Origin of the sequence: Campylobacter sp. 107 (assembly GCF_002383835.1) — a bacterium.
Lineage (GTDB): Bacteria > Campylobacterota > Campylobacteria > Campylobacterales > Campylobacteraceae > Campylobacter_D > Campylobacter_D jejuni.
In genome coordinates this window covers 1-500 of sequence record NZ_NXBA01000017.1, presented here as the reverse complement: position 1 = coordinate 500, position 500 = coordinate 1, and the positions used below count along the sequence as shown (strand labels likewise).

The window sequence follows — 500 nt, the reverse complement described above, 5'->3', positions numbered from 1 at the left end:
ATCCAAAGCTGTATGTTCTTGGCTTAAGTCTTCTTTTTCGCTTTCACCATCTTCTAAAGTTAAATCTAAATCAGTTTGAGTGTCTTCTTGAGTCTGTTCTTTAATTGTTTCTTGTTCTAAATTGTCATGTTCTAAATTTTGAGTTTCTAAAGTTTTGTTTGAATTATCATCTTGAGATTCGCTAAGCTCTTCTTGCATTTCTAATGTATTTGTTTTAGAATCGTCTAATAATTCTTGCTTTTCTATTTCTTCATTTTTATCATCTTCTTTGATTTCTAAATCTTCATCATTTTTATCATCTAGCTCATCTAAACTAGGCTCAGCATCCAAAGCTGTATGTTCTTGGCTTAAGTCTTCTTTTTCGCTTTCACCATCTTCTAAAGTTAAATCTAAATCAGTTTGAGTGTCTTCTTGAGTCTGTTCTTTAATTGTTTCTTGTTCTAAATTGTCATGTTCTAAATTTTGAGTTTCTAAAGTTTTGTTTGAATTATCATCTTGAG

1 pseudogene is annotated in these 500 nt (G+C 29.8%); it reads right to left on the bottom strand.

Annotated elements, in window-relative coordinates:
* A pseudogene (locus BGS40_RS01550) lies at positions 1 to 500 on the bottom strand (highly acidic protein); the annotation flags it as partial.